Annotated in this window: 25 protein-coding genes; 9 read left to right on the top strand and 16 right to left on the bottom strand. The window is 52.4% G+C overall.

Going from position 1 to position 23,927, the window contains the following annotated elements; translation table 11 throughout:
- Positions 1–1,571: pectate disaccharide-lyase PelW (pelW, locus tag J5224_RS07865; protein WP_264624828.1), on the bottom strand; the 1,571-nt coding region annotated here is incomplete at its 3' end.
- Between the two features lie 697 nt (positions 1,572–2,268).
- Between pelW and J5224_RS07860 the strand changes: the two genes are divergently transcribed.
- Positions 2,269–2,601 carry a cupin domain-containing protein gene (locus J5224_RS07860; RefSeq protein WP_264624827.1) on the top strand — a complete coding sequence of 111 codons (333 nt, stop codon included), beginning with the start codon at positions 2,269–2,271 and terminating at the stop codon, positions 2,599–2,601.
- Positions 2,602–2,669: 68 nt separating this feature from the next.
- On the opposite strand, the gene hxpB is transcribed toward J5224_RS07860, so the two are convergent.
- Positions 2,670–3,341 carry a hexitol phosphatase HxpB gene (hxpB, locus tag J5224_RS07855; protein ID WP_264624826.1) on the bottom strand — a complete coding sequence of 224 codons (672 nt, stop codon included), beginning with the start codon at positions 3,339–3,341 and terminating at the stop codon, positions 2,670–2,672.
- Between the two features lie 269 nt (positions 3,342–3,610).
- Here hxpB and J5224_RS07850 point away from each other — a divergent pair, with 269 nt between their 5' ends.
- Positions 3,611–4,159 (top strand): YniB family protein, encoded by a 549-nt coding sequence (locus J5224_RS07850; RefSeq protein WP_264624825.1) that lies wholly within the window; start codon positions 3,611–3,613, stop codon positions 4,157–4,159.
- A 45-nt stretch (positions 4,160–4,204) separates the two neighbouring features.
- Here the strand turns inward: J5224_RS07850 and J5224_RS07845 are convergent, their stop codons facing one another.
- From J5224_RS07845 to J5224_RS07825, 5 genes are all read right to left on the bottom strand, one after another.
- Positions 4,205–5,065 carry a fructosamine kinase family protein gene (locus J5224_RS07845; protein WP_264624824.1) on the bottom strand — a complete coding sequence of 287 codons (861 nt, stop codon included), beginning with the start codon at positions 5,063–5,065 and terminating at the stop codon, positions 4,205–4,207.
- Positions 5,066–5,230: 165 nt separating this feature from the next.
- Positions 5,231–6,085, bottom strand: coding sequence for a metal ABC transporter permease (locus J5224_RS07840; RefSeq protein WP_264624823.1), 855 nt, complete (start codon positions 6,083–6,085; stop codon positions 5,231–5,233).
- A complete protein-coding gene (locus tag J5224_RS07835) occupies positions 6,082–6,945 on the bottom strand; it encodes a metal ABC transporter permease (RefSeq protein ID WP_264624822.1) in 864 nt (287 codons plus the stop codon). The genes J5224_RS07840 and J5224_RS07835 overlap by 4 nt, the downstream gene beginning before the upstream one ends.
- Before the next feature lie 5 nt (positions 6,946–6,950).
- Positions 6,951–7,832 carry a manganese/iron ABC transporter ATP-binding protein gene (locus J5224_RS07830; protein ID WP_264624821.1) on the bottom strand — a complete coding sequence of 294 codons (882 nt, stop codon included), beginning with the start codon at positions 7,830–7,832 and terminating at the stop codon, positions 6,951–6,953.
- Positions 7,829–8,755: a metal ABC transporter substrate-binding protein gene (locus tag J5224_RS07825; protein ID WP_413544653.1), complete on the bottom strand. Its 927-nt coding sequence runs from the start codon at positions 8,753–8,755 to the stop codon at positions 7,829–7,831. Before J5224_RS07825 ends, J5224_RS07830 begins: the two co-directional genes overlap by 4 nt.
- 821 nt (positions 8,756–9,576) lie before the next feature.
- Here J5224_RS07825 and J5224_RS07820 point away from each other — a divergent pair.
- From J5224_RS07820 to rlmA, 3 genes are all read left to right on the top strand, one after another.
- Complete coding sequence (locus J5224_RS07820) at positions 9,577–9,672, top strand: DUF2627 domain-containing protein (RefSeq protein WP_413544652.1); 96 nt, start codon at positions 9,577–9,579, stop codon at positions 9,670–9,672.
- A 62-nt stretch (positions 9,673–9,734) separates the two neighbouring features.
- On the top strand, positions 9,735–9,944 hold the full coding sequence (gene cspE, locus J5224_RS07815; RefSeq protein WP_196907015.1) for a transcription antiterminator/RNA stability regulator CspE: 210 nt from the start codon (positions 9,735–9,737) through the stop codon (positions 9,942–9,944).
- A gap of 108 nt (positions 9,945–10,052) precedes the next feature.
- Complete coding sequence (gene rlmA, locus J5224_RS07810) at positions 10,053–10,862, top strand: 23S rRNA (guanine(745)-N(1))-methyltransferase (protein WP_264624819.1); 810 nt, start codon at positions 10,053–10,055, stop codon at positions 10,860–10,862.
- A gap of 48 nt (positions 10,863–10,910) precedes the next feature.
- On the opposite strand, the gene mntP is transcribed toward rlmA, so the two are convergent.
- The 5 genes from mntP to manX all read right to left on the bottom strand — a co-directional run bounded on the left by mntP (position 10,911) and on the right by manX (position 15,266).
- Positions 10,911–11,483 (bottom strand): manganese efflux pump MntP, encoded by a 573-nt coding sequence (gene mntP, locus J5224_RS07805; RefSeq protein ID WP_264624840.1) that lies wholly within the window; start codon positions 11,481–11,483, stop codon positions 10,911–10,913.
- Between the two features lie 456 nt (positions 11,484–11,939).
- On the bottom strand, positions 11,940–12,398 hold the full coding sequence (locus J5224_RS07800) for a DUF986 family protein (RefSeq protein ID WP_264624818.1): 459 nt from the start codon (positions 12,396–12,398) through the stop codon (positions 11,940–11,942).
- 156 nt (positions 12,399–12,554) lie between these two features.
- Entirely contained in the window at positions 12,555–13,397 is an 843-nt protein-coding gene (locus J5224_RS07795; RefSeq protein ID WP_264624817.1) for a PTS mannose transporter subunit IID, read from the bottom strand.
- A 14-nt stretch (positions 13,398–13,411) separates the two neighbouring features.
- The gene (locus J5224_RS07790; protein ID WP_264624816.1) at positions 13,412–14,212 is read right to left on the bottom strand and encodes a PTS mannose/fructose/sorbose transporter subunit IIC; all 801 of its coding nucleotides are present in this window, start codon (positions 14,210–14,212) and stop codon (positions 13,412–13,414) included.
- A 100-nt stretch (positions 14,213–14,312) separates the two neighbouring features.
- Positions 14,313–15,266, bottom strand: a complete 954-nt coding sequence (gene manX, locus J5224_RS07785) for a PTS mannose transporter subunit IIAB (RefSeq protein ID WP_264624815.1) — start codon at positions 15,264–15,266, stop codon at positions 14,313–14,315.
- Between the two features lie 478 nt (positions 15,267–15,744).
- On the opposite strand from manX, the gene J5224_RS07780 reads away from it, so the two are divergent.
- Positions 15,745–15,867: a hypothetical protein gene (locus J5224_RS07780; RefSeq protein ID WP_264624814.1), complete on the top strand. Its 123-nt coding sequence runs from the start codon at positions 15,745–15,747 to the stop codon at positions 15,865–15,867.
- A 1-nt stretch (position 15,868) separates the two neighbouring features.
- Positions 15,869–17,419 carry a TerC family protein gene (locus tag J5224_RS07775; RefSeq protein WP_264624813.1) on the top strand — a complete coding sequence of 517 codons (1,551 nt, stop codon included), beginning with the start codon at positions 15,869–15,871 and terminating at the stop codon, positions 17,417–17,419.
- Positions 17,420–17,497: 78 nt separating this feature from the next.
- Here J5224_RS07775 and J5224_RS07770 read toward each other — a convergent pair whose 3' ends face one another.
- The 3 genes from J5224_RS07770 to pabB form a co-directional block, all read right to left on the bottom strand.
- A complete protein-coding gene (locus J5224_RS07770; RefSeq protein WP_264624812.1) occupies positions 17,498–18,862 on the bottom strand; it encodes an L-serine ammonia-lyase in 1,365 nt (454 codons plus the stop codon).
- 241 nt (positions 18,863–19,103) lie between these two features.
- Positions 19,104–19,721 carry a CoA pyrophosphatase gene (locus J5224_RS07765; RefSeq protein ID WP_264624811.1) on the bottom strand — a complete coding sequence of 206 codons (618 nt, stop codon included), beginning with the start codon at positions 19,719–19,721 and terminating at the stop codon, positions 19,104–19,106.
- A complete protein-coding gene (gene pabB, locus J5224_RS07760) occupies positions 19,718–21,094 on the bottom strand; it encodes an aminodeoxychorismate synthase component 1 (protein ID WP_264624810.1) in 1,377 nt (458 codons plus the stop codon). Before pabB ends, J5224_RS07765 begins: the two co-directional genes overlap by 4 nt.
- A 124-nt stretch (positions 21,095–21,218) precedes the next feature.
- Here pabB and J5224_RS07755 point away from each other — a divergent pair, with 124 nt between their 5' ends.
- Complete coding sequence (locus J5224_RS07755) at positions 21,219–21,398, top strand: YoaH family protein (protein ID WP_264624809.1); 180 nt, start codon at positions 21,219–21,221, stop codon at positions 21,396–21,398.
- A 49-nt stretch (positions 21,399–21,447) separates the two neighbouring features.
- On the opposite strand, the gene J5224_RS07750 is transcribed toward J5224_RS07755, so the two are convergent.
- A complete protein-coding gene (locus tag J5224_RS07750) occupies positions 21,448–21,795 on the bottom strand; it encodes a RidA family protein (protein ID WP_264624808.1) in 348 nt (115 codons plus the stop codon).
- A gap of 193 nt (positions 21,796–21,988) precedes the next feature.
- Here J5224_RS07750 and J5224_RS07745 point away from each other — a divergent pair, with 193 nt between their 5' ends.
- Positions 21,989–23,914: an ATP-dependent DNA helicase gene (locus J5224_RS07745; RefSeq protein ID WP_264624807.1), complete on the top strand. Its 1,926-nt coding sequence runs from the start codon at positions 21,989–21,991 to the stop codon at positions 23,912–23,914.
- The last annotated feature ends 13 nt before the right edge of the window (positions 23,915–23,927 follow it).

The raw sequence follows: 23,927 nt of genomic DNA, 5'->3' as shown, positions 1-23,927 counted from the left end.
TTAAAGCGAAAATCACCGTGGACGTATCCACCCTGCGTCAAAAGTGCCGGTACCGCGTCACGTTTACCGTGACAAGCAGCAACAAACGTCAGTAATGCCAGCGGAAGAGGATCATCCAAGCGTAAATAACGATGTTGTACCGAACGAACAAACAAACCATCATGAAAATGCTGTTTGAATAAGGTTTCCGCTACGCGCCAGGCGCGTTCTGCCCATACGGTGGACTGCGTTTTTTCCGCCAGTTCCGTCAAAGCAACCAGCAGGAAAGGCGTAGCGCTGTTTTCCAGACCATCTTGCTCGCCGCGCGTTGCCATAGTCTCAATCAGGGCGTACAGCTCATCGTCACCGCTCAAGCTATAAGCACGCACCAACGGCAGTAAATAATCACCTTCGAGCGCGAAGGGGGCTAAGGTGGTGCCTTTCTTGCCGTAATAACCATCACGCGGGAAAACGAAGCCGGTCATATCCTGGCCGTTGTTCCACATGGGTCGCAGCGTGTTGCTGACCACGTCATAGGCGTACTGGTAGTAATTCTTTAACCCTGAAATTACCCAGGCCAAGATGTCGCTATCGGGCTGCTGGCGAAGAATATCCAACATCGCCAACGGGTTATCAATTAATAACGGGCGCATGTCACGGAACAGAACATTGGCTTCTTTGGCGATAACGCCAAATTCAGGACCAAACTGACGCTGCGCGCGGTCGCCAAACCAGGATTGCGTCTGGTTATCATCTTCTGGTACCGGTTGGCGTTGCAACGGTGAACTGAACTGATACACCGGCATCCCTGTCTCAGGGTTACGAGCCAGCACGTACTGACGATATAAATGTTTACCCCACGCCGCCGCTGACGCATCGCCGGTAAAGCCAGCATAAGCAAAGGCGGCGTAAATCAGGTCGGTGCCCGCGTTGACGAAGGTCAATCCTTTGGTCAGCGGCAGTTCTGGCCAGAGAGCCGGGTCAACCACATCACGGCGCGCGTGCTCAAAAACCTGCGGATCGCGCGTTTTGGCGTAATCACCGTGGCGACCAAGATCCAACTGCTGCCAATCTTCAACATGGGCATTCCAGAAGCCCTGTAAATAGTTCAACGTCTTTTCTGCGTCGACACGGTGCAACAGCGCGTAATAGGGCAGATGGTGTTTTAATTCGTGCACCATGGCTTTGGATTCAGGCCCTTCACTGCCTAACGTATCCAGGTTGATAAAACGGTGTCCGCCCCAATAGAACAGACCGCTGTTATCATCGACATAGTGTGTTAAGAAATAGTTCGTGTAATCCGTCGCCTGCTGTTCATAACGGGCATCGCCGGTAATAACGCTCATGGCGCTTAGTGTTCTTAACCAGTTTTGTTGGCTGGCGAAATTCGCGATAGGCGCATCATGGCCATCCGGGAATTTCCATACTACGGGTTCCTGCGTGGTGATGTCGAAGCCATCTGCCCGCAGAGGCGAGGGATTTTTATGACTTTGGGCGGCCTGCGATACGCGAGCGACATGACTAGCCAAAGCAGCTAACCATTCGTTGAGCGTCGTTTCTGGGCTGGTGCGTAAAGTCGTAAAAATACTCATCGAGAACCTTCTTATCGAACTGCGTTGCAGTTCCTTATAAATAGAAACACTGTTTCGATTGATTATATTGCGCTATTTGCCTACTCGTCATGCACGCAATCTCGAAAGTGTGATCAAAGTCGGAACGTTGTTTTGATTTTTTTTAAGAAGGCGGTTTTAGCAAGGTGTTCGCCGTCTTGTTTTAACTAACTAATTGAAATATATATTAAAGAAAACGCATTGTTGGAACGTATCGCGTTATCTGTTAAAAAAATGTGTGAGATTGTCAGCGTGCTATCGGTCAGAATTGCTACCGTATTGCTTTCATTGGTGAAACCAGAGAAGTGTAGTAAAGAACCGAGATGCCGCTAGCCACGTCTGCATGCTGCTACTGGTTCTTGGTACGCAACCTTTGCGCTTGCCCACTGTCGGTGGAACGAAAGCGCCGGGCAAAACAAGACAGGATGCGTGGCAGTAACAACCTGACCTGTTCCGGTGCGCGCCCGACGCTTTCATGTTTGGAGAAGCATGAAGCTGATGGTATAGTAATTCAATAAAAGTGAAATATTGTTTTATTTATTTCTTGAAGGCCGTCATGCTTTTACACCTTTTCAGTTTCGTTCGTAACGAATGTTACTAAAATGGCGCAATCCGTATGCTGTGCCTACCCGCATCCCGTTGGGAATTAGGCCATAACAATGAATAGGAAGGAGTGACCATGAAACGCTACTTTATTGATGATGAAACCCCGTGGGAAGAACTGGGCGGCGGTATTAAACGCAAAATCATGACCTGGACTGACAACCTGATGATGGTGTTGGTACATTTTGATAAAGGCGCTATCGGCACGCCGCATAAGCACGATATCCACGATCAGATCGCCTACGTTGCTGCGGGCAGCTTTGAAGTGGTGATTGAAGGCGAAAAACACATTCTGAAAGCGGGCGATGCTTATCTGGCCGTTAAGAATGAAATGCACGGTGTGGTGTCATTGGAAGATGGCAGCATCCTGATTGATACCTTCAATCCGAAACGCGCTGATTTCCTCTAAGCGCAGCCGCTTTATCGCGTGGTAAACCGGCCAGACGCTTGGCCGGTTTATGCGTTCTGCCAGACCCTTCAGTTTCCTGTCAAATCTTCCCGTGTTAACGCTTGCAGTGAATTCAACGTTTTGTCAGCCAGTACCCAGCGCGGATCCCGAGCATGCGCAGTGCTGGGTACCACGATGGAGCGCATACGCGCGGCTTTGGTGGCAATCATGCCGTTGACAGAGTCTTCCAGTGTGACACAACGCAGCGGTGAAATATCCAACGCCTGCGCCGCGTTTAAATAGACCTGCGGGTGCGGTTTACTGAAAGGCAGCGATTCCGCAGAGGCCAGCGTATCGAAATAGTGCGTCAAACCGAAAGTGTGCAGCACGTGTTGCAGCATAAACAGGGGAGAGGCGGAAGCCAGTCCGATGCGAAAACCCTGTTCACGGCACAATTGCAAGGCGTGCTCCACGCCGGGCAGGAGTGGGCGGCGTTCATCCACCAGTTCAAGGGTGCGGGCGATAATACGCTTGACGACCTCACTGCGGCTGGGGGTCTTCCAGGGGGCGTACTGGTACCACAGGTCAACCACCAGGTCGATACGCAAGCCTAACAAATCGGGCAGGGTATCGCGCACTGAGGTATCCACCCCTAGTGCCGCAATCACTTCTACCTCAGCCTGCTCCCATAAAGGTTCTGAATCGATCAGCAAGCCGTCCATATCAAACAAGGCGGCACGAGGCGCGTTAGCTACAGACATCTACGTCTCCTGTCAGGTAAAAAGCCGTTATTGGGCTGAAGGGGCCGTTTCCAGTCCGTTCATCTCAGCCCTGTGACTCGCAGGCTACCACAGTTTTCCATGTCATGGGACGTTGTGTCGTGCTGCCTGCACTGCCTATAAACGGTTATTATGGTTATAATGCAACGGGATATGCCAGCGGCTTCTGTTTCGGCGTTGCCTGCCCACTATCCCGGTGTCGATCGCGCCGGGTGAAGGCTATTTTATCGCGTCATTTATAAGGGGAACTCATGACGTACCAACAGGCGGGTCTTATTGCGATTATAAAACGCATTGCAGGATGGATCCTTTTTATCCCGGCTCTGCTCTCAACCTGCATTTCGCTGGCAAACTATGTCTATCAATATACGCAAAAAAAGCAGGGCATTGACGCGGTACTTCTGGATTTCCTGCACCTTATGGTCGACATGACGCGCTTTAACACGCCGTTTCTTAACCTTTTTTGGTACAATTCGCCGATGCCGGATTTCTCCCGGCCCTTCGCCGTGGCCAGTATCATGTTCTGGATTATCTATCTGCTGATTTTTGTTGGGCTGGCGCTGCAAGTGAGCGGCGCGCGCATGTCACGGCAGGCGCGGGCGGTGCGTGAGGGCATTGAGGATCAGGTGATTCTGGAGAAAATGAAGGGGAATGAGGGGCGCACCCGTGAAGAACTGGCATCACGGGCAGAAGTGCCGCACCACACGATATTTCTGCAATATTTTCCGCTTTATATCATGCCGCTCGTTACCGCCGTTGCCGGTTATCTGGTTTTGCGCCTGTTGGGCGTTCCGGTGTGACAACCGTTGCCGCCCTTGCGCCATGATGTGCAAGGGCGGCGTGATTCACGTGGTCAACTGCTGCTCAATAGCGTGTTGTGCCGCAGTAATATGTTGCCCACCAAACAGATTTGCCCGGTTAAGCAGATAATAGATTTGGTAGAGCGGCTGGCGTTCGATAAAGCCTTTATCCAGCGGCCAGACGTTTTGATAACCGTCATAGATTTGTGGCGGCAGTGAGGGGGTGAGGGGTAACATCGCCAAATCGCACTCTCTGTCACCCCAATAGCAGGCAGGATCGAACAGGAAACTGCCATCGTGATAACTGGCACAGTTATCGGGCCAAAGATCGCCGTGTAGCAGCGAGGGTTGTGGTTGATGCCCGACCAAACGCGATTCCACCTGCATGATCAACGAATCGATATCACCGAAGTACATCCCTTTTTCGGCAGCCAACTGTAACTGCCAGCCAATGCGCTGTTCGGCGAAGAACGTGGCCCAACGCCGCTGCCAGCTATTAGGCTGTGGCGTGGTTGAGAGGTCATTGTCAAAATCCAAACCGAACTGTGGCTGGTCACTCCACTGATGCAGATGCGCCAGTTGCTCGCCGAGGCACCAGGCACTGTGAGCATCCAGCGGTTTGGGGGCGAGGTATTCCATCAGCAGAAAGCTGTGGTCGCGTGAACTGCCGACGCCATACACGGCAGGGACTCGCACCGTACGACTGCGAGCCAGCAGCGAGAGTTGATCGGCTTCAGCGGTGAATTTGGGCAACATCTCACGGATATCGCTCTTAACGAAAACATCATATTCCCCGTATTTCACCTGCCAGACGGTGTGCATCTCGCCAGCTTCACACGCCTGGTACTCGAAGATATCAGCGGTTCCAAGATGCTCATCCAATAGCTTGCCGATTGCTTGCCACATAGCGCCACCCCCGTTGATGATGTTACGTAGAGATTGTTACCTTAGCGTATTCCTTATCAGTAAACCTGAAGCTGCCGCACAGCATGGGCAATCGCCCTCTGCGTCTGAAACCTAGAGCAGTATAGCCTGAATCGTCAGCCGCGGGCTAAAAAACGCACTATCGGGTCAAGACAATGCGGTTTGCGCGCTACGCTGACGTCGGGTACGAACCTGATGAACGGCCAAAGCCAGTGCGAAAAACAGCGCTTGCACCAACACAATACAGGGCCCCGTTGCGCCATCCAGATAAAAACTGATCAGCGTACCGCTAACGCAGGAAAACACTGATACGCAGGTGGCGACGATCAGCATACCATCGAAGGTTTTACACACCATAAACGCGACGATACCGGGAGCAATCAGCATGGCGATGACCAGAATAACCCCAACGGCTTGCAGCGAGGCAACAATAGTCATCGCCAGCAGGCAAAGCAAACCGTAGTGGAGCCATTTGACTGGCAGGCCAATCACGCGGGCATGGTGTGGATCAAAGCAATACAGCATCAGATCGCGGCGTTTAAGCATGACAATCACCAGCGTAACACCGGCAATAAGCAGAATTTGCGTCAACTCTTGTGCGGTGATCCCTAACACATTACCAAAAAGAATATGCGACAGATGTTGGTCGGTATCGACACGAGCAAACATGACCAACCCAAGGGCGAACATGCCAGAGAAAACGATACCCATAACGGTATCTTCTTTGACGCGGCTATGTTCTTTCAGATAACCGGTGGCAAGCGCACACAGCACGCCAGAGGCAAAGGCACCTACCGCAAAGGGAATACCGAGCAAAAATGCCACAACAATACCGGGCAGTACGGCATGGGAGATGGCATCCCCCATTAACGACCAACCTTTAAGCACCAGATAGCAGGAGAGTACCGCGCACACAACGCCCGTGACGACGGCAGCCAGCAGCGCACGTTGCATGAACGGATAGGCAAGCGGCTCCAGAATCCAATCAAACAGCAGGCTCATTGCAGATCTCCTTCCGCCGCACGGTGGCGCGCGCGCCGTGTTGCCAGCAAGCCATGTTTCGGGGCAAACAGAAACGCCAGCAGAAAAATCAGCGTTTGCAACGTGACAATGACACCGCCCGTTGCGCCATCAAGATAAAAACTGAGATAGGCACCCAACGCGCTGCTGATGGCACCGAGTCCAATGGCAATCACAATCAGTCGGCCAAAGCGGTCGGTTAACAGGTAAGCGGTAGCCCCCGGGGTGATCACCATAGCAATCACCAGAATAGCGCCTACCGTTTGCAGTGCGGCCACGGTGCAGGCGCTGAGCAGGGTGAAAAAGAGAATTTTGAGCTTCAGCGGCGATAAACCAATGGAACGGGCGTGGTTCTCATCAAAAAACACCGCCAGCAGATCTTTCCACAGCACGCACATGATGATGAAGGTGATGCCAATGATGATTTCGACCTGAAGCACGTCCTCATCGGCAATGCCGAGGATATTGCCAAATATAATCGACTGCACATTAACCGAGGTGGGGTTGAGGGAGATGATCAGCAACCCGGCGGCAAAAAACGTGGAGAAGATAAAGCCGATAATGGCATCTTCACGCAAACGTGTGATGTGACGGATAAGCGTCATTGCCAAGGCGGCCAGCATCCCGGTAAAAAAAGCGCCAGCAGCATAGGGCAACCCTAGTGCGTAGGCGCCGGCGACGCCGGGCACCACAGAGTGGGAGAGCGCATCCCCCATTAGTGACCAGCCTTTGAGCATCAGATAAGCGGAGAGAAAGGCGCAGACACCGCCCACGATGGCGCTTACCCAAATCGCCTTCACCATGTAGTTGTAATGAAACGGTTGCAACAAAAGTTCAAACATCTACGTTAGTTATCCTCTGGCCGGGAGCGGAATGCCGGTGTGTCACTGGGGGTTGAACCGTAGAAGACGGCAGGGCGTTCGTCATCGGTCAATACGGTGACGGTTCGGGCATCGTCGTCATCGTGCAGGTGCTCTCCACCGAGATTAATGTGGCGCAGTACGCCGCCAAAGGTTTTCTCCAGATTACTCTGGGTAAACGTGGTCGCAGTAGGACCGGCCGCCAGCACGGTGCGGTTGACCAGAATTACGTTGTCGCAAAATTCAGGTACGCTGCCGAGGTTGTGGGTCGCCACCAAAATCAAATGTCCCTCGTCGCGTAGGGTGCGCAACAGATCGATAATGGCGTTTTCGGTTTTCACATCAACGCCGGTAAAGGGTTCATCCAGCAGTAGCACACACCCTTGTTGTGCCAGGGCGCGCGCCAGGAACACCCGCTTTTTTTGGCCGCCGGAGAGTTCACCGATTTGCCGTTGACTGAGTGCGCTCATGCCGACGCGGGCCATGGCATCGTTTATTACGTCACGATCTTGCTGGCGCGGGATGCGCAAAAAATTCATTTTGCCGTAGCGCCCCATCATCACCACATCGGAAACCAGCACGGGAAAATTCCAGTCAACCTCTTCCGTTTGTGGCACATAGGCGATGAGATTTTTTTTCAACGCCTCACTAATAGCTTCACCGTTAAGACGTACCTGGCCTGAAGAGGGCTTCACCAGACCCATAATGCTCTTGAAAAGGGTGGATTTTCCGCTGCCGTTGACCCCGACCAGTGCGCAGATCGTGCCGCCGCCCAGTGAAAAAGAGGCGTTTCGAATCGCCTGATGGCCGTTGCTGTACGTCACGGAGACATCGTCGACGGTGAGGGCTAATTCAGGTATATGACTCATTGGTTGAATCCTTCGGCGATGGTGTTCACCGTGGTTTGCAGCAGATCCAGATAGGTGGGAACCGGACCCTTTTCATTAGACAATGAGTCAACATACAACACGCCGCCATATTTCGCGCCGGTTTCTTTACTGACCTGCTTGGCGGGTTTATCAGAAATGGTGCTTTCGCTGAACACCACGGGGATATGTTTTTCACGCACGGTGTCGATCACGCGGCGCACTTGCTGGGGAGAACCCTGCTCATCGGCATTGATCGGCCACAGATAGACTTCATTGAACTGATAATCGGTGGTGAGGTAGCTAAAAGCCCCTTCGCTGGTAACGAGCCAGCGTTGTGCTTCTGGAATTCTAGCCAAACGCTCACGCAGGGGGGCATCCAGTGCGGTGATTTTTTCCGCATAAGCTTTTGCGTTACGATTATAGATCTCCGCATTATCCGGATCGTATTGCACCAGCCCCTTACGGATGTTTTCGACATAAATTAAGGCGTTGCTGGGGGACATCCAGGCATGTGGGTTTGGGTTGCCGTTATAAGCCCCTTCACGGATGGGCAATGGTGTTATTCCTTCCGTGACCGTAATGGCCGGAACATCTTTGATGTTTTCAAAGAAGCGGCTAAACCAGCGCTCCAGATTCAAACCGTTCCACAAGATAAGATCAGCAGATTGTGCCTTGACGATATCCCGCGGTGTGGGCTGATAGTCATGGATCTCTGCGCCCGGCTTGGTGATTGATTCCACGATAGCCGCCTCTCCCGCGATGTTCTGCGCGATATCCTGAATGATGGTAAAGGTGGTCACCACCTTGAGTTTGTCTTTGGCATTCGCGGGTGAGGCGAGAGTAAATGCGGCGAGGAGCGCCAGAGGCAGGGTAAGATTTACAATCCGAGAAGGGGTGAAGGCCTGAAAGAAACGCATAGACATATCCTTACAAGTCGCGATGGTTAATTATTAAATGAAAATAATTCTCAATCGCATTTAAGTCAAGTGTCTCTTGCAATAACTGCGACGCTGATACCCTGTTTTTATCCACTGCCGTGTGCTTATGCGCGATCCTTGCATATCCCGAATGTCGTCCTGTTGTAAAATCGTGATTATGGTTAACAAATCTTACTTAACGTAACGAATGAAGTCTAACTGTTGCTGCTGTGTTTATGGTGTTTTTTCTTTGGCGGCTAAATGATGTATGGCGGCACATCATGCATAAAAAAAATCGTTGATCGGCCGATATACCAGAAAGTGTGCAATGGAAGTATGCGATGTTGGGAGGGTATTCGCAATGGGAGCAAAATCAGAAAGACGCTGGAAGATGGCCAGCATCATTCTCTTGGTGGTACTGGCGTTATTAGTTGGCGTAATGGTTCAAGGGTATTAATGGATCCTAGAGGGAGGCATGTGTGTCAGGCGACGCATTTTCCTCCCTGTAGAATAATAATAAGGAACCATTCATTTTATTTTCTTATCGTAAATAAGTTCTAAATTTATAACATTTTGCTATGGTAAACGCGCCTTAACGGTAGCAAGGATTCTCAGGGAGTTACATTTTACGGATTAATAAATAAACCACACATATTCAGTAGGTTATCGGTAGTCTATTTGTGATGCCAACGGAGGGTTTCATGCAGCAGTTACAAGGGGTAAAGCCTTATTTTGTGCGGCAGCTCTGCGACTGAAAAAAAATGGCTTGCCATCGTTTTCAGAGTGTGTAATAACGCATCTGGGTGAAACGAGGTACAGTTCTGTATATGAGTGGCATTTTCAGTAAGGAAGTTAATGATACAACCGTTAGCGTTGCGCACTACTTCTCTGCCGATCTTTATCTTGGTGCCTCAAAGCAGTAACGACTTTGGTTTGTCTGTATAACGCCTTTGGGCGGTTTAAACAATTAAAGGAAATGTGTAAAATGGCAAAGATTAAAGGTCAGGTTAAGTGGTTCAATGAGTCCAAAGGTTTTGGTTTCATTACGCCTGCTGACGGCAGCAAAGACGTGTTTGTTCACTTCTCTGCAATCCAAGGTACCGGTTTTAAAACGCTGGCCGAAGGCCAGAGCGTAGAGTTCGAAATTCAAGACGGCCAGAAAGGTCCTTCTGCTGTTAACGTAACCGCGCTGTAATTACCGTTTCCGGTGCAAAACCCGCCATGGTGCGGGTTTTTTGTTGTCTGCCATTTCCCTTGCCACCTATCCGCTCGCGTTGTTATCGCTCTGTAGGAAAATATGTCCATGTTCTATCAATGCCCGCTCTGCCATCAGCCGCTACTGGCTAACGATCGCCAATGGTCATGCGGTGCGCACCATTTCGATCGTGCCAGAGAAGGGTACGTCAATCTGTTACCGGTGCAGTTTAAGCGTTCGAAAATGCCCGGTGATAACGCAGAGATGATGCGCGCCCGTCGTCTTTTTCTGGATGCCGGCCATTATCAACCATTGCAAGCCGCATTGTTGCAACATATCCATCGCGTGCTTGCCTCACAGGCGCAGGCATTGTTGGATATCGGCTGTGGTGAAGGGTATTACACCGGGGCATTGGCGGACGCGTTACCGACAGTGCAAATTTTCGGCCTGGACATCTCTAAAGCAGCCATTCAGCGGGCCGCAAAACGCTATACGGCGGTTGAATTTTGCGTTGCCTCAAGCCGACGTTTACCGTTCGGGGATGCGACGCTGGATGGAATACTGAAAATTTATGCGCCTTGCGACGGGGAAGAGTTGGCGAGAACTGTAAAAGCGCAAGGGTGGGTGATTACTGTTTCTCCCGGTCCGCGTCATTTGTATCAGCTTAAGGCGCAGGTCTATGATGCTGTCATGCTGCATCCGGTAAAAGCGGAGGTGCTGCCGGGATTTACGCTGCAAGAAGAACACACGCTGGCATACGGAATGTCATTATCCGGTGATGAGGCAGCGGCGTTATTACAAATGACGCCCTTTGCCTGGCGCGCGTCGCAAGCGGTCAAACAGCAACTGTTGGATACCGAGCACTTTGCCTGTGAGACGGACTTCATTATCCGCTTTCATCAGCGAAATGCTGACTAAACGCATTAAAAAAGGGAGCCTGCGCTCCCTTTTTTAACGATTTCCCCATCAGGCAACACTGAACAGGTGTTCGTAGAGAATGTTGCTACCAATACCTACCAACACCACACCGCCAAAAATTTCAGCTTTTTTCCCCATCAGCGGACCGATATAGCGACCAATCATCATGCCCAGCGTCACCATAATCATGGTGGCACAGCCGATAACCATCGCGGTATGGAAGATATTGACCTGCAAGAAGGCCAGACCCACACCAATTGCCATGGCATCGAGACTGGTGGCGATGGCGGTACAAACCAGAGCAAACAACGTGTGACGACGCACTGGCTCATTGTCTTCGTTGGGCGAACTGCTCATGCCTTGCATAATCATGCGACCACCCAAGATGAGCAGCAGCGTGAAAGCAACCCAATGATCCCACTCAATGATATATTGACTGGCGAAGAAACCCAGCGCCCAGCCTATAAGGGGGGTAATGGCTTCAATCAGCCCAAAGATTAATCCGGTACGGACCGCATCACGAAAGCGGGGTTTGTGCAAGACGGCACCTTTACCAATGGACGCTGCAAAGGCGTCCATCGACATGCCAAAAGCAAGAATAAGCGTAGCAGAAAGATTCATAGCAATAGCCTCGGCTGGGCGGTTCTCCATATCCACATGTCGCCTTCCCAACCTAAATAGGGGACATGTGTCTATGGTCTCGCCTGCATCACTGCCGCCCGCACCACGTTTTTACTATGCCCGTTGCCACACACACGCTTCTGCATGACGCATGTACTGACAATCCTTCGGCATAAAACGAGTATGTTGATACGGGCATTTCTGAATCCGATATTCAGAAATTGGCTACTCCCCAAATGACGGCGCAACCTTATCATAATATTTACGCGTGAAACAACCGATAAAAAGCAGGGATTTCATTATTATCGCTTTAAATGTAATTGATAATTATTTTCATTATCATATGAAGTGTTAAATTTACAAAATAATAACAGTGTTAACAGGGTTAAATATGAGCAATCATTGTGTGGGAATTCGCTGAAAACACGCGATGCATCAAAAATCGATTTATTTATATTATTGATTTTCAACCATAAATTTATATATTTTTTCAAGGTCATCTAATTGTTGCACGTTGATCAGTAAGCGACGCTTTTCCAATTCGACCACAAGTACACCATCTTCGGATAAATTCATGTTACGAATGCGGGTATAAGGAATAAAGATGTTGGCATAGATAAAACCAGTTGCCTTGAATAGTAATTTTGGTCGGCGAATATAAGAGAGATATATCGATATTGCCACCAGGGATATTAATAACGTGGTGGTTAATACCGTACCGTTATGAGTGATATTTTGATAGATAAGGATGCCGATAAGACCGACGAAAATCAGCGTGTCGAGTCGATTGGTGCGACGCAACGGTACCAGCAAACGGGTGCCTCCCTGACGCAGTGGTTGGATAAATTCATCAAAGATGGCATACGCCAACATAAGCGCAATAACGACAATCAGCACAATATCCGTTGTTGACATAGCATTCTCCTGCGTTGTTGCGTTGAGCTAACCGCGATGTGGAGCAAAAAATAAAGGACGCGGCGTGAGTCACGGCGCGTCCGCTAGTTTATCACAGGCTTGCTGACGATGAGTGGCGCACACACCGCCCATCGTCGTTGCCAAGGGCTGTTGCTATTAAACGCCCAGCAGCCCAATCCAGTAGCCAAAAATACCAATGGCAAAGAAGCCGATAATCAACCACAGGGCATTCACTTTTCGCCGTAACAACCACATACAACCGAAGGTCAGCAGCAGCGGTACTAAGCCAGGCATCAATTGATCAAGGATCGATTGCACCGTGGTGACCGTGGTCTCACCGTTCTGATTGGTGACACGCGAAACTACCATCGGGATGTTTACATGGGTCCATTTGTTAACTAACGCCCCCATGACAAACAGGCCGAGGATAGATGCCCCCTCAGTCATCTTTTGCAGGAAGCCGCCGCCCATATCACTGACGATATCGATGCCTTTACGGTAACCGTAAGCCACGCCGTAGTAGCGCACCAACAGACGTACCATGTTAAACAGCACGAAGAACAAGACAGGGCCGAGCAGGCTGCCACTCATGGCGATACCCGCACCCAGCGCGGCAAACACCGGACGGGCGGTTCCCCAGAAAATCGGGTCGCCGACACCGGCCAACGGTCCCATCAGACCGACTTTCAGACCGTTGATCGCACCGTCATCAATCGGGGCACCGTTGGCACGCTGTTCTTCCATCGCCATGGTGACGCCCAGTACTGGCGCTGCCACGAAAGGTTGCGTGTTAAAAAACTCCAGATGGCGTTTGATCGCCTGTTTACGCTCTTCCGAGTTTTCTGGATACAGACGACGAATGACCGGCACCATGGAAAAACAGAACCCCAGCGCCTGCATACGTTCGAAGTTCCACGAGCCCTGAAACAGGTTGGAGCGAATAAACACCGCACGAATATCGCTGGGCGTCAGTTTTTTCTCTTGTGTTGAATCAACCATTTCTTTCACCCCTGTTAGTCCAGTTCGTTATCAAGATCGTTGCTGCCCGATGCGCTGGCGGGTTGCCCCTGCGCCTTGTTGTATTTCGGGCTTAACTGGATGTACATGATCGCCATGACAATACCGATAACCCCCAGCGCAACCAGGTTGAACTGGGTGAAGGCGGCAGTAACGAAGCCAAGATAGAAGAACGGCATCAGGTAGCCAGCGCGCATCATGTTGATGACCATCGCATAACCAACGACAACGATCATACCCCCTGCGATATTCAGCCCGTTGGTCACCACCTCAGGGATGGAGTTCAGCAGGGTGTGAACCGCTTCCGTACCGACGGACACAGCCACAATCAGCGCCGGAATGGCGATACGCATCGCCTGCAACAGCAGGGCAGAAACGTGAATCCAACTGATGGCGTTTAAATTACCGCGTTCCGCTGCGCTGTCAGCAGCGTGCTGGAAGGCCACGGTGATGGTACGAACGATAATGGTCAATACCTGGCCTGCGGCGGCAAGCGGAATAGCCAGCGCAATACCGGCCCCAACGCCCTGACCACCGGCGATAACCAGAATGGTAGAGATGATGGATGCGAGTGCAGCATCAGGTGCTACAGCAGCACCGATATTCATCCATCCCAGCGCGATCATTTCCAGGGTCCCGCCGATGATAATCCCGGTTTGCAAATCACCCAGCACGGCGCCAATCAACGTACAAGCGACCAGAGGGCGGTGAAACTGGAATTCATCGAGAATAGACCCCATCCCCGAGACGCATGAGACGAGAAATATCAGCACAAGTTGAAGTGTTGTTATCTCCATTGTACTTCTCCTATGAGAAAACTGTCTGAGTAAATATGGTCAAAATAAACATAGTCGAGACACAGCATTAACGTGCCACAATGCGGCAATGCTGTTGTCGTTAGCTATTCACCTTGGCAATCAGATCCATCATTTTAAGTTTAGAATCGGTGGAGACCTTTCTGACTTCCAACTCGATGCCGCGTGCATCCAACGCCTTGAAGGCCTCGATATCTTTATCATCAATGGAGACGGCGTTATTCACCTGGGTTTTACCTTGACGATACGCCATACCGCCGATATTCACGGAGGTAATTTCCACGCCATTTTCGACCAGACGCTGCACATCGGTAGGATTGGTGAACAACAACATCACGCGATCGTTGGCGTATTTCGGGTTTTCATACACACGGATCGCTTTGGCGACGTCCACCACGTGGGCAGTGACACCGGGAGGCGCAACCTGTGTCAGCAGCGTTTTGCGCACGTTATCAGCGGCAACTTCATCACTGATCACGATAATGCGACTGACATTGGTCTCCTTGGTCCAACGGGTCGCAACCTGACCGTGAATCAGTCGGTCATCGATACGCGCGAGGCCAATCTTCATATGCCCGCCGGGGCCAACCTGTGCGGGCGCAACGGCTTTGGCCACCGGTTTGGCAGCGGGGGCAGGCTCAGCGGCTTTTAGTGCTTTCACGCCGGTGCGGCCCGCTTCAAGCGCGATGGCGATCAACTCCTCAAAGGAAGGGTTATCATCACGTGCCATAAACGTTTCTGCCAGCATTGGGATATTTACCCCGGCAATCACGTCATGGTTGGCTTTGCCCGTGACCAGACGGCTGGCGGCATTAAACGGGCTGCCGCCCCAGGTATCAACAAGAAACAACACGCCAAGCGACGTATCCAACGTTTCGAGCTTAGCCTGATATTTCTCAATTAACGTTTCCGCATTTTCACCGGGAACGAAATCAATCCAGGCGACGTTACTTTGTTCACCCAGAATCATCTCTGCTGTTTTCAGCAGCGGCCCGGCGGTGGATCCGTGAGTGCATAACATAATTGCAATACTCACTTGCTACCTCCTCATTCTATTTAAGGTACTCAATGCATCCGGTTAAGGGGGAAATCGGTTAACCGAAGTGATATCAGTATGAACGCAAGTTTTTACTCAAGAATCATAAAAGAATAAAAAGGTTGCGCTGTAGCGTTATATGCTATGAAACGATTCAGGCTCCCCATCATGGGTGTAATGTCCGATTTATTTTACCCACTGAAAAAATAAATAGTGTGACGTTGCTTACGTATTTGCTGGTTAAAACGTCGTTTGTTATGTGATTGAGAACAATATCACGGGCATGTTAAGAAACGTTGCGTATCGGCGTTTTTGGGTAGCAAAGAAATCTTTGTAAAAATTCGAAACAACCTGCTAGAGTAACCTCCTGTTTAATTGCTTAGGGGCACAGGGTTTCGACCCACTCTATATGGACCGTCACCGACAATCCTTCCTTACCCAGCCGGCCTGCGCCGGTGCTGTTTCTGGGGCTGACCTGATGGGTCACCCACTTATCGATAGCCGCCAGGGCGGTATTTATTTTCTTGCTGTTTCCCCTATGCTGCGCCACATCACACCGACGGTGTTGATGCTGTCTGCTTGCGCCATTTCTGGAGTCTGACATGGAATTTTTGCTAGATCCCTCAATCTGGGCGGGCTTGTTGACGCTGGTAGTCTTGGAAATCGTTCTGGGTATCGATAACCTGGTGTTTATCGCCATTCTGGCGGATAAGTTGCCGCCAAAGCAGCGCGACAAGGCCCGTGTTATTGGTCTTTCGCTGGCGCTCTTGATGCGCCTGGGGCTGCTGTCTCTGATTTCATGGATGGTGAAACTGACCAACCCACTGATCACTATCGCCAGTTACGGTTTCTCCGCGCGCGATATGATCTTGCTGGCGGGGGGGCTATTTTTGCTATTCAAAGCCACCACGGAGCTGCATGAACGGCTGGAAAATCGGCCGCATGAGCATAACGGGCCCAAAGTTCACGCCAGTTTCTGGGCGGTTGTCGCACAGATTGTGGTGCTGGATGCCGTCTTCTCTCTGGATGCGGTGATTACGGCTGTCGGTATGGTTAACCATATCGGGGTAATGATGACGGCGGTGGTGATTGCAATGGTGGTGATGTTGCTGGCATCCAAGCCACTCATGAACTTCGTCAATGCCCACCCGACAGTGGTGGTGCTCTGCCTTAGCTTCTTGCTGATGATCGGTTTGAGTTTGATGGCGGAAGGTTTCGGCTTCCATATTCCGAAAGGTTACCTGTACGCCGCGATCGGTTTCTCGATTCTGATCGAGCTGTTTAACCAGATTGCACGCCGCAATTTTATTAAGCACCAGTCGCGCCGCCCGATGCGTGAGCGAACTGCCGAAGCGATCCTACGTTTGATGGGGGCGCGTAAAGCCTCGGACGATGAAGAAGCCAAACCAGCGTCGCCCGCGATGGAAACCTTCGCCGCAGAAGAGCGTTATATGATCAGCGGTGTCTTGACGCTGGCATCGCGCTCGCTGCGCAGTGTGATGACACCGCGCACTGAGATCTCCTGGGTAGACTGTGAACGTTCGATTGACGATATCCGCGTGCAACTGTTGGATACGCCGCACAGCCTGTTCCCCGTTTGCCGCGGTTCGCTGGACGAGTTGGTCGGTGTGGTGCGGGCTAAAGAATTGCTGGTGGCGTTGGATAACGGTGTGGATGTGGAAAGTTTTGCCGCAGCCACGCCGCCGCTGGTGGTGCCGGATACGCTGGATGCCATCAATTTGCTACCGGTATTGCGCCGTGCCAAGGGCAGTCTGGTTGTCGTCACCAACGAGTTTGGTGTGGTGCAGGGGCTGGTGACGCCGCTGGATATTCTGGAAGCGATTGCCGGTGAATTCCCCGATGAAGATGAAACGCCGGATATTGTGGTCGAAGAGGGCGGCTGGTTGGTGAAAGGCGGCACCGATTTGCACACGTTGCAACAGGTACTGGACAGCCATGAACTGGTCGATCCGAAAGAAGAATATGCGTCGTTGGCGGGGCTGTTATTGGCGCACAGCAATGAAATTCCCAAGCTGGGCGAGGTGATTGAACTGCACCACTTCCGCTTTGAGGTCATGGCCGTATCGGAATACCGTATTGAACTGGTGCGAGTGACGCGTTTGGCCGATCCTTACGCGGATGAAGAAGAGTAATCCTCCTAGCGCACACAAAAAACCCCTCAGTTGAGGGGTTTTACTTTTAGAGCATTAATGTCAACCACTCACTCGCTGTTAATCACACTGCACTTTCACGGCCAACCCACCGCGCGAGGTTTCTCGGTACTTGGCGTTCATGTCTTTGCCGGTTTCGTACATGGTTTCAATCACTTTATCGAGCGATACGCGCGGTTCGCTGGTGCGGCGCATGGCCATGCGGGTTGCATTGATGGCTTTTACCGAGGCGATGGCATTACGCTCAATGCACGGCACCTGAACCTGGCCCGCGACAGGATCGCAAGTCAGACCAAGGTTGTGCTCCATACCAATTTCAGCCGCGACGCACACTTGCTCTGGACTGGCACCGAGTAATTCCGCCAGACCCGCAGCCGCCATGGAACAGGCCACGCCGACTTCTCCCTGACAGCCAACTTCCGCACCGGAGATCGAGGCATTCATTTTGTACAGTATGCCAATCGCCCCAGAGGCGAGGAAATAACGCAGGGCAATGTCAGTGGTGATCGGCTCAATAAAATGATCGTAATAAGCCAATACCGCCGGAACGATCCCGCACGCCCCGTTGGTCGGCGCGGTTACAACGCGGCCGCCAGCGGCGTTTTCTTCATTCACTGCGAGTGCAAACATGTTAACCCAATCGACCACGTCCATTGGGTCGTTGGAGTGCTTGCCTGCGGCACCCAGAATGCGACGCAGCGCCGAGGCGCGACGCGGTACACGCAGCGGGCCGGGCAACACCCCTTCAGTATTGATACCGCGCTCGATGCAGGCATGCATGGTTTGCCATACATCCGCAAAGTAGCGCTCAATCTCATCCCGGCTGTGTAGCGCCAACTCATTACGCATCACCAACCCGGAAAGGGATAGGCCGTGCTGTTTACAGTGCGCCAGCATCTCTTTTGCCGAATGGAAGGGAAATGGCACCTGAACGTCACCGGCGCTGCTTTGACCAAAGTGGGCTTCATCAACGATAAATCCACCGCCGGTAGAGTAATAGGTGTTGCGATACAGAGGAAGATCGCCGCCAAACGCAGTGATCGTCATACCATTCTCATGCAGGGAGAGATTTTCACTGCGAAAATTCATGCCGCCGTGCAGCGGAAAATCCACTTCATGCTGACCGTTTGCCAGCAGCAAGCGTTCGCGCTGTTCCACGTCGCGGATAAATCCCGGAATGGCATCGATGGCGATGGTATCGGGCATGTTGCCCGCCAGCCCCATAATAATGGCGATATCGGTATGGTGTCCTTTCCCGGTCAGGGAGAGCGAGCCATAGACGTCAACGGCGATGCGGGTTACATCGCTAAGCTTACCCAGCTCAATCAAATCATCGACAAATTGCTTACCGGCTTTCATCGGTCCAACCGTATGAGAGCTTGAAGGGCCAATACCGATCTTGAACATGTCGAAAACGCTTATCACGCGAAAGCTCCTCAAAAGCGCAGATTTAGAATAATACTCCTTAGATCGCGCTATTGTAGTGGGGTTTATATGGTGGGATTAAGCTTTTCACATGAAAAAAACTTATGCGCCGAGTGAAGATAACTTATAGCAGATCCGCGTCACACTAGGGGTTGGTAAGAATAATCAGGGGAATAGAAATACCACTATTTATGTATGGTTAATGTCCGCTTAGAGGGGCATCAGAATAAAATGCTACATTTCAGACGGTTGAGGCAGAGACTTGAAGGGCAAGCTGACGAATGATGGCAGCAGTCAGCCCCCAGACAAACTGTTGCCGATACCAGGAGAGATAGACGCGATGCGTTTGACGCTGCCGTTCAATATCCAGCGGATAGTAGCGCGCCAGCGAAAACGCATCAGTCAACGGCATTTCAAACAGTTCTGCTACCTCATCGGCATTGGGGGCGACGCGAATATTTGCCGGTAACAGCCCAACTACGGGCGTGACCTGAAAGCCGCTGACACTGTCCAGCGGCGGCAGGGTGCCTAACACCGTCACAACATCAGGGGCAATGGACACTTCCTCTTGGGCTTCGCGCAATGCCGTGGCGATCAGGCTGGTGTCGCTGCTGTCTGCGGCACCGCCGGGGAAGGCTACTTGCCCGGCATGCTTGCGCAGCGTACTGGCACGCCGGGTGAGCAATAACGTCGGGGCGTCGGCGTGGCACACAATCGGCACCAGCACAGCTGCTTTACGCACTTGACGCACCGGTTTGGCCTGTGGTGCCTGCTGCAACTGAAAGCGCGTGACGAAGTTTGCTAAATCGTCAGTCAGCGGGGGAAAGGGAAAGGTTACTGGCTGAATGAGTGTACTCATAACCTGTGCGCCGCGTTGAGTAGAGGAAGGATTCGACCCAGTTTATCCAAGGTTTCCTGGTATTCCGCCTGTTCCTGGCTATCTGCCACGATACCACCGCCCGCCCAGCAGTGAAGCTGCCCCTGTTCTGCAATCAGTGTGCGAATGGTAATGCTGGTGTCCATGGTGCCACAGACGCTGATATAGCCAATGCTGCCACAATAGGCGTTGCGGCGATGCGGTTCCAGCTCTTCGATAATCTCCATGGCGCGAATTTTTGGCGCACCGGTGATAGAGCCACCGGGAAAACAGGCGCGCAGCAAATCCGTGGCATGGCTGCTTTCGGGTAGTCGTGCTTCAATGGTGCTGACCAGATGGTGCACTGCCGGAAACGGCTCAACGTGAAACAGCGCAGGCACCCGCACGCTGCCGGGCACGGCAACGCGACCAATATCATTACGCAGCAGGTCGACAATCATGAGATTCTCTGCCCGATCTTTTGGCGAAGCAGCAAGCGCCGTGGCGCGGCGCGCATCTTCCTGAGGATCGGCTGCGCGCGGCAACGTTCCCTTGATGGGGCGCGTTTCAATACGCTGGTCTTGTAACTGCAAGAAACGCTCTGGGGATACGCTGATGACACAATGTTCAGGCAAACGAATAAATGCAGAAAACGGGGCCCGATTGGCAGCAGAGAGCGAGAGGAAAGCCTGCCATTCGTCACCCTGATAACCTGCGCTGAAGCGTTGTGCCAGATTGACCTGATAGCAATCCCCCGCGCGCAGATAGGCTTGGATGCGTTGGAAACGAACACCGTACTCTTCCCGTGTCATATTGGAGTGCCACGGAGTGGTCAGTTGGAAATCGCCAAGGGAAGTCACATCTGGCGGTGCAGATAACCAGGCCAGTCGCGCTTCATGATTACCATAAGTCACCAGCGTAAGCGTCTGCTGCTGGTGATCGGCGATCAGTGCCCAGTTGTAGATGCCCACCGCCATGTCCGGCAGGTGAATATCGTGCGCTGCCCGTGATGGCAGCGTTTCGACGCGTCGTCCGAGATCGTAACCAAACAGGCCGAGTGCACCGCCCTGAAAAGGCATATAGGGATGCGCGCGCGCGGCAATCCCAGCCCGTGCCATCGCCTGGCGCACCAACAAGAAGGGATCTTGCATAGAGCGCTCGGTGCCGTCCGCGCGTGCGATGCGCGTCTCATCGCCGTGAGTGGTCAATGTTGCCACCGGATCGGCCACCATAATATCGAAACGGTTGTGCTGATGATCGGCAAAACCAGAGTGCAGCAGCATGGCCCATGGCTGATGAGCGAAGCGGGCAAACAGATGCAGCAAGGCATCCGGCTGATAAGGCAGTCTGTGAAAATCAGGTAAACGAGAATCCATCGGTGTTATGTCATCGTGCAGGTGCTGATTAATATTGTCGTTAGCGTTATGATGCGTGTTTATAGGCCACGCCAGTGCGTCAGCCTAGCACAATTCGCCCATGGCGTATAAGGAAGCTGATTGAATGTTTAATGATATGCCCCCCTTAACTCACTCGCAGCAGCAAGACGCGGTTGAACGTATTCAATCGCTGATGGCGGAAGGTATGAGCAGCGGAGAGGCCATCGCACTGGTTGCCGCTGACTTACGGCGGCAACATCGAAGTGACGCCGTCACTTATAATGAAAGTGACGAAGAGGAATAAGCTCTAACGCAGGCGCTTAGCGATGGCCATCAACGTATTCTGCGATACGCTACAGCGCGGCGATGGCCTTGATTTCCACTTTATATTTCGGGTTCATCAGACGCGCTTCTACGGTACAGCGTACCGGTGCCTGACCTGCCACTATCCAGGCATCCCAGGCGGCATTCATAGCGCTAAAGTCTGCTGCATTGGCAAGGAAAATCGTCACATCCAACAGACGCGTTTTGTCTGAACCGTTTTCACTCAGGATGGCATCAAGCTGTGCCAGGGCGCTTTCGGTTTGCGCCTGGGCATCGGCATCCAGATTTTCAGGCACGCTGATGTAGTAAAGGGTGCCGTTATGAATCACGGCATCGGACCAGCGGGCTTCTGGTCGAATTCTGATAATGTCTGTCATGGGTTGTCTCCCTGCATCAATCCTAAAGGTAAAAATCGTTTTGCAGCCTACCATGATTCTGCGGTCTGAGGCGATGCGATCGCGATGCAGGGTGGCTGCCGGGGCAGACACAGGGCATAATTGGACAATAGCTTCACCGCATTCCTTCCGGTTTTGGTTGTGGCAATTGGGCAGTGACAAATAGAGAGCGTGTGTGACAAAACATTCCGTACAGGACGATTTTTCTCCCGAAGGCACCCTGGCGCGAGCCATTGACGGTTTTAAACCGCGTGAGCCGCAGCGTGATATGGCTGCTGCGGTAGAGCGTGCCATTGTCGAACAACACGCGCTGGTGGTGGAAGCGGGCACCGGGACCGGCAAAACCTATGCTTATCTGGTGCCGGCGCTGCGTTCCGAACGCAAGGTCATTGTCTCCACCGGTTCGAAAGCCCTTCAGGACCAACTTTTCGCACGTGATTTACCGCGCATCGCCACCGCCTTGGGGTACACCGGACAGGTCGCATTACTCAAAGGCCGCTCGAACTATCTGTGTATTGAGCGGCTGGAGCAGCAATCACTGGCTGGCGGCGATCTGAGCGGTGAAGCGTTGAGCGAACTGGTGCGCTTACGCGGATGGTCATCGGCCACGGTAGACGGTGATATCAGCACCTGCACCGACGTGGCGGAGGATAGCGCTGTGTGGCCGTTAGTCACCAGCACCAATGACAACTGTCTGGGGAGCGATTGCCCGCATTATAAAGAATGCTTCGTGGTCAAAGCGCGGCGTAAGGCGATGGAGTCCGATGTGGTGGTGGTTAACCATCACCTCTATCTGGCCGATATGGTGGTTAAAGAGAGCGGATTTGCGGAGCTGATCCCCGACAGCGATGTGGTGATTTTCGACGAAGCGCACCAGATCCCCGATATCGCCAGCCACTACTTTGGTCAGCAGCTTACGAGCCGTCAACTGCTCGATCTGGCGAAGGATATCATTATCGCGTATCGCACCGAAGTGCGCGATGCGGCCCAGTTGCAAAAATCCGCCGATCGCTTATCGCAAAGTACACAAGATTTTCGGCTGGCGCTGGGTGAGCCCGGCTTTCGCGGCAACCTACGTGATGTGTTAGCGCAACCCTCACTGCAACGCGCGTTGCTGTTGCTCGATGATGCGCTTGAACTCTGCTATGACGTTGCCAAACTGTCGCTCGGGCGCTCGGCGCTGCTGGATGCCGCTTTTGAGCGTGCGACCCTGTATCGCGCCCGTCTCAAACGGCTACAGGATGTGCAACAGGCCGGTTACAGTTATTGGTATGAATGCAATGCGCGGCATTTTGTGTTGGCGCTGACGCCGCTCTCCGTGGCGGACCGTTTTCGTGAGTTGATGCAAGAGAAGAAGGCCGCCTGGATCTTTACCTCGGCGACGCTGTCGGTTAACGACCGGGTCGAGCATTTTACCGAGCGTCTGGGATTGGACCATGCGCAATCCATGCTGCTGCCGAGCCCGTTTGATTATGCGCAGCAGACACTGCTCTGCGTGCCACGTTTTCTGCCAGAATTGCAGCAACGGGGAGCGGCACAACGGTTAGCCACTCAGTTGCGTCCTCTCATTGAGGCGAATCGCGGGCGTTGCTTTATGTTGTGTACCTCACACCAAATGATGCGCGATCTGGCCGCAGAATTCCGCGCCTCACTGACATTGCCGGTGTTGCTTCAGGGCGAAACCAGTAAGGCGCAACTGTTAGCGCAGTTTGTCTCTGCGGGGAATGCATTGCTGGTTGCCACCAGCAGTTTCTGGGAAGGAGTGGATGTGCGCGGTGATGCGCTCTCTTGTGTGATTATCGATAAACTGCCGTTTACTTCGCCAGATGACCCGCTGCTAAAAGCGCGTATCGAAGATTGCCGCCTGCGCGGCGGCGATCCGTTTGACGAGGTACAACTGCCCGATGCGGTCATCACCCTGAAACAAGGGGTGGGGCGTTTGATTCGCGATGTGGACGACCGCGGCGTTATCGTTATCTGCGATAACCGTTTGGTGATGCGCCCTTACGGCAAAACCTTTCTGCAAAGCCTGCCGCCCGCTGCCCGCACCCGCGATTTGGCACAGGCGATACGCTTTCTTTCCCGCTCCGGGGACGAATGATGCCCCTGCGTAA

This window comes from Candidatus Symbiopectobacterium sp. NZEC135 (assembly GCF_025962695.1).
The sequence above is the reverse complement of the archived record's forward strand: the minus strand, read 5'-3'. Positions and strand labels throughout refer to the sequence as shown.